The organism is Streptomyces sp. NPDC005899, from assembly GCF_040629645.1.
GTDB lineage: Bacteria > Actinomycetota > Actinomycetes > Streptomycetales > Streptomycetaceae > Streptomyces.
In genome coordinates, this window is record NZ_JBEXWB010000386.1 from 1 (window position 1) to 5,472 (window position 5,472).

General features: G+C 74.7%; 4 protein-coding genes. 3 read left to right on the top strand and 1 reads right to left on the bottom strand.

The genetic code is table 11. The annotated features are described in order from the left end of the window. Positions 1–349 precede the first annotated feature (349 nt). Entirely contained in the window at positions 350–1,498 is a 1,149-nt protein-coding gene (locus tag ABZ371_RS28220) for a sensor histidine kinase (RefSeq protein ID WP_358684706.1), read from the top strand. 5 nt (positions 1,499–1,503) lie between these two features. Then, positions 1,504–2,136: a response regulator transcription factor gene (locus ABZ371_RS28225; RefSeq protein WP_358684709.1), complete on the top strand. Its 633-nt coding sequence runs from the start codon at positions 1,504–1,506 to the stop codon at positions 2,134–2,136. A 115-nt stretch (positions 2,137–2,251) separates the two neighbouring features. Here the strand turns inward: ABZ371_RS28225 and ABZ371_RS28230 are convergent, their stop codons facing one another. Continuing rightward, on the bottom strand, positions 2,252–3,715 hold the full coding sequence (locus ABZ371_RS28230) for an MFS transporter (RefSeq protein ID WP_358684701.1): 1,464 nt from the start codon (positions 3,713–3,715) through the stop codon (positions 2,252–2,254). Positions 3,716–3,984: 269 nt separating this feature from the next. On the opposite strand from ABZ371_RS28230, the gene ABZ371_RS28235 reads away from it, so the two are divergent. Then, positions 3,985–5,472: MFS transporter (locus ABZ371_RS28235; protein ID WP_358684703.1), on the top strand; the 1,488-nt coding region annotated here is incomplete at its 3' end.

A 5,472-nucleotide genomic window follows, 5' to 3' on the forward strand; every position in this document is an offset into this window, starting at 1 on the left:
GGGGGGGGGGGGGGGCGCCGTCGGGGGGGGGGGGGGGGGCCCCCGCCCCCCCCCCCCCCCCGGGGGGCCCCGCCCCTCGGCGTGGGAGGACGCGACCGGCCGAGCGGACAGGGCGCCCCCGGCGTTCGAGGGACCGCCCAGGGGTACGAGCCGCGAGGCCCCTGGCATCCGGGGGCGCACCCGTGACATGTGTCATCGTGCGGTCCGTACACATGCCTCTGCCGCCGAGGGCACCCCGCTCCGTACCGTCGGTGCCATGAAGAAGACGACGGGGGCCGGAATGACGGGACACCGGGCCGGCGGGGACCGGACGGGCGGCCGGCGGCCGGGCCCGCCCGGCCCGTACACCATGCTGCCCTGGCTGCTGATGGGGCTCGGCGCGTTCTCCAACCTCTGGAAGGGGGAGACGGAGAACGCGTGGGTCGGCGCCGTCGGCCTCCTCGCCTTCAACTCGCTCTACATCTCCGTGGTGTTCCGGGGGTTCGTCAGGGAGAAGCGCGAGAGCGCCACGTCGTACGCCCTGCTGGCCGCGATGGGCGTCATCACGTTCGGCCTCGCGGTCGGCTACGGGGGCAGCTGGCTGCTGTTCTTCCCGCTGCTCTCGCTGGCCTGCGGCACCATCCTGCGGGGCAGGGCACTGGGAGCCTGCCTGATCGCCCTGGCCGGCTGTGCGGGCGTCATCGCCGGGTGGCGGGGCGATCACGCCTCGGAGCCGTGGACGATCGGCTACGGCACCTTCATCTCGGGAGCGGTGACGGCCGCGATCCTGATGCTGTCGGAGACGGTGACGGAGCTGCGGGCCACGCGTCAGGAGCTGGCCCGCAACGCCGTCGAGAAGGAACGTCTGCGCTTCTCGCGCGACCTGCACGATCTGCTCGGACACACCATGTCCGTGATCGTCGTCAAGTCGGAGGCGGCCCGCCGGCTCGCCCCGCGCGATCCGGACGCCGCCCTCGCCCAGGTCGCCGACATCGAGGCCGTGGGCCGCCAGGCCCTCACCGAGATCCGTGAGGCGGTGACGGGGTACCGCGAGGGGAGCCTGGCCACCGAGCTGCACCGGGCGGAGTCGGCGCTGGCCGCCGCCGGCATCGAGCCGGTGGTCCGCCGCTCGGGGACGCCGCTCACTCCGCGCACCGATGCGCTCCTGGGCTGGGTGGCGCGGGAGGCCGTCACCAACGCGGTGCGCCACAGCGGCGCGACCCGCTGCGAGTTCGTGGTCGACTCCACGCCCGGACGTGTCCGGCTGACCGTCACCGACGACGGCGCCGGTTCGGCGGCACCCGCCGAGCCGGGCCAGGACGCGGGCCTGCCCGGCGGCGGTACCGGGCTCAGAGGTCTCGCCGAACGCCTCGCCGCCGGCGGCGGCTTCCTGGAGTCGGGCCCCGGCGCGCACGGCGGCTTCGTCGTGAGAGCCGAACTCCCGGCGGACACGCCGGTGGAGGCGGCGGGCTGCTCCGAACCGCCGGGCCGGCCCGCGCGGCCTAGGCTGAACCCGTGAACGAGATGCCGCGGGAGCACCGGCCGGCGAGGTCCGTGCGCGTCCTGCTCGCCGAGGACCAGGGCATGATGCGCGGTGCCCTGGCCCTGCTGCTCGGCATGGAGCCGGACATCGAGGTGGTGGCCCAGGTCGCCGCCGGCGACCGGATCGTCGAAGCGGCGCTCACCTCCCGCCCCGACGTGGCGCTGCTGGACATCGAACTCCCGGGGCGCAGCGGCCTGGACGCGGCGGCCGATCTGCGCGAGGAGGTGCCGGACTGCCGGGTGCTGATCCTCACGACCTTCGGCAGGCCCGGATACCTCAGGCGCGCCATGGAGGCGGGCGCGGTCGGGTTCCTGGTGAAGGACGGCCCGGTCGAGGATCTGGCGAAGACGATCCGGCGGGTGCTCGCCGGGGAGACGGTGATCGATCCGGCACTGGCCGCCGCGGCCCTCGGCGCGGGCCCGAGCCCGCTGACGGCGCGGGAGCGCGACGCGCTGAACGCCGCCGCGGACGGCGCGACGGCCGCCGACATCGCGGCCCGGCTGAGCCTGTCGGAGTCGACGGTGCGCAACTACCTCTCCTCGGCCATCGGCAAGACGGGCACCCGCAACCGCGCCGAGGCGGTGCGGGCGGCCCGCGACCAGGGCTGGCTCTGAGCCGCGGACCGGCTCCGAGGACGCCGGACCGGCCCGGGCGGGGCCCCTCCCCCACGGGGGTACGCGCCCGGCCGGGCCCCGGCACAGGCTCTCCTGGCATCCGCGCGCCCGTTGCTCACCACAGCCGCCTCGCACGGATGGGCCGTCGGTCCGCCCGCACCCGGATCCGGCCGGGCAGCCAGACCATCATCAGCAGCACGCCCGCCAGCAGCACCACCGTGGCCGTCCGGAACGCCGTCGCGTAGCCCGCGGTGATGTCCGCCGCGGCCGTGGAACTCCCGGTGCGGGCCGTGGCCACCGTCGAGAGCACCGCGAGTCCCAGCGCGCCGCCCATCGTGCGGGAGGTGTTGACCAGCCCGGAGACGAGACCGGCGTCACCGGGCGCCGCGCCGGAGGTGGCGAGGGTGGCCAGAGGCGTGGAGGCCAGTCCGGCGCCGGCCATCATCAGGACGCCCGGCAGGCACACCGCGGTGAGGTACGACCCGTGCTCGCCCATGGTGGACTGCCAGCCGAAGCCGGCGGCGGTGACGAGGAAGCCGGTGACGGCCAGGGGCTTGGCGCCGGTACGGGTCATGAGGCGGGGCGCGGCCTTCGAACCGAGGATGACGGCGGCGGAGGACGGCATCAGGGCCAGACCGGCCTCCAACGGCGTGTACTCCAGCACGTTCTGGGCGTACACGGTCATGAAGTACCACATGCAGAAGGTCGCCGAGCCCATCAGCAGCATCGACACGTTCGCGGCCGAGACGGCCCGTACGCCCAGGACGCGCAGCGGCATCAGGGGGGCGGCGGTCCTCGCCTCGACGAGGACGAACGCACCGAGCAGGGCGAGGCCCCCCAGGAGGGGGACGAGGGTGGCGGCGGCGCCCCAGCCCTCGGCCTCGGTCTGCACGATGCCGTACGCCACCGTCGCCAGGCCGGCCGTGACCAGGACCGCGCCGGGCAGGTCGACGCGGCGCCGGTCGCCGGCGCGCCCCTCGGCCAGCCACACGAGGGCACCGGCCAGCACGAGGGCGCCGACCGGCACGTTGATGAGCAGGACCCACCGCCAGGAAAGGGCGTCGGTGAGCACCCCGCCGATCAGCCCGCCGGCGGCGCCTCCGCCCGCGCCGACCGCCATCCAGGTGCCGATCGCCCGGGTGCGGGCGGGGCCCTCGGGGACGGCGGCGGTGAGGATGGTGAGCGTGGCCGGGGAGAGCACGGCGGCACCGAGGCCCTGCGCGGCACGGGCTGCCAGCAGGTGCCAGTCCTCCTGGGCGAGTCCGCCCGCCAGCGACGCGGCGGTGAAGAGACCGAGCCCGGTCAGGAACATCCTCTTGCGGCCGTAGATGTCGGCGGCCCGCCCGCCGAGCAGCATGAAGCCGGCGAAGGCGATCGAGTAGGCGTTGACGACCCACTGCAGCCCGGAGGCGCTGAGGCCGAGGTCGGTGCGCATGGAGGGCAGCGCCACGTTGACGACGGACACATCGAGGACGACCAGGAACTGGCCGGTGCAGGCCGCCGCGACCACGGCCCAGGTGCGGGTCCTCGATCGGGCGGGCAGCCGCGTGGGCGTGGAGACGTCAACCATGGGTGTCATGCTCTCAGGCGTGCAGTGCCCCGTACATCGGTTTCCGGGACCGGCGGGCCCGGACCGACGGCCCAGGACCCGTGGTGCCCGCCTGCCCCGGGTCTCCGCCGCGTACACCCGGAATACGCAGCGTGCACGGAAGTGTTCAGGGTGCGCACACTTCGCGGCCGACGCTGTCCGCGCCGGTGGCCGGCGCTGCGCGGTGCGGCGTCCCACGCCGTCCCGGCCGGTCCTGTGACTTCCATGTCCGCTCCGTCCCCACCCCCGGAGGCCCCCGTATGCAACGGACGACGAACGGCCGGCACGCCGACGAGATACCCGGTCCCGGGAAGGGCCGGGGAATCGTCCCCGTGCTCGCGTTCGCGGGGATCACCGTCGCGGTGATGCAGACCCTCCTCGTCCCCGTCATCAAGGACCTGCCGGCCCTGCTGCACACCGCCCCGGCCGACGCGACCTGGGTGATGACCGCCACGCTGCTCGCCGGAGCCGTCGCGACCCCGATCATGGGGCGGCTCGGTGATCTGTACGGCAAGCGCCGGATGCTGCTGGCCAGCCTCGCCGTGATGGTGGCCGGCTCACTGGTCTGCGCCACCACCGACGACCTCGTCGTCATGATCACCGGGCGCGCGCTCCAGGGCTTCGCCATGGGCGCCATCCCCCTGGGCATCGGCATCATGCGCGACGTACTGCCCCGCGAGAAGCTGGGCTCGGCCATGGCACTGATGAGCTCGTCGATCGGGGTGGGCGGCGGCCTGGCCCTGCCCGCCGCCGCGGTCATCGCCCAGCACGCCGACTGGCACGCGCTGTTCATCGCCTCGGCCGTGCTCGGTGTGCTGGCCATGGCCCTCACCGTCCTGGTCGTACCGGAGTCCGCCCTGCGCGCCCCCGGGCGCTTCGACCTCGTGGGTGCGCTCGGCCTCTCCCTGGGCCTGGTCTGCCTGCTGCTGCCCGTCACCAAGGGCGGGGACTGGGGCTGGACCTCGCCCCTGACTCTCGGCCTGTTGGCGGCGTCGCTGCTGGTCCTGGTGGCGTGGGGGCTCCTCGAGCTGCGGAGCCCGGCGCCGCTGGTCGACCTGCGCACCAGCGCCCGGCGCGAGGTGCTCCTCACCAACCTGGTCTCGATCATGGTCGGCGTCGCCTTCTACGCCGTGTCGCTGGTGCTGCCCCAACTGCTCCAGCTCCCGGCGTCGACCGGTTACGGACTCGGGCGGTCGATGGTCGTGGCGGGCCTGTGCGTGGCCCCCCTGGGCCTGACCATGATGTTCGTCGCCCCGCTGTACGCCCGGCTCTCCGCCCGTAGCGGCCCCAGGACCACCCTGATGCTGGGCATGCTGGTCATCGCGGTCGGCTACGGGGCCGGGCTCGGGCTGATGAGCGCCGCGTGGCAGACCGTGGTGATCGCGGTGGTGCTGGGGGCGGGCATCGGGCTCGCCTACTCCTCGCTGCCGGCCCTGATCATCGGCGCGGTCGACGCGTCGGAGACGGGCGCGGCCAACGGCCTGAACACGCTGATGCGTTCGATCGGCACGTCGCTGTCGAGCGCGGTCATCGGCATGGTGCTGGCGAACACGTCGGTACGGACGGGCGGGGTGGACGTGCCGACGATGACCGGCTTCCGCACGTCGTTCGTGATCGCGACGGGCGCCGTGCTCATCGGCCTGGTGCTGGCCGCCTTCCTGCCCGCGCAGCGGCCCGCCCGGCCGGCGGCTCAACCGAGACCCGCGGACCACCACCCCCCCCCCCCCCCGCCCCCCCCCCGCCCCCCC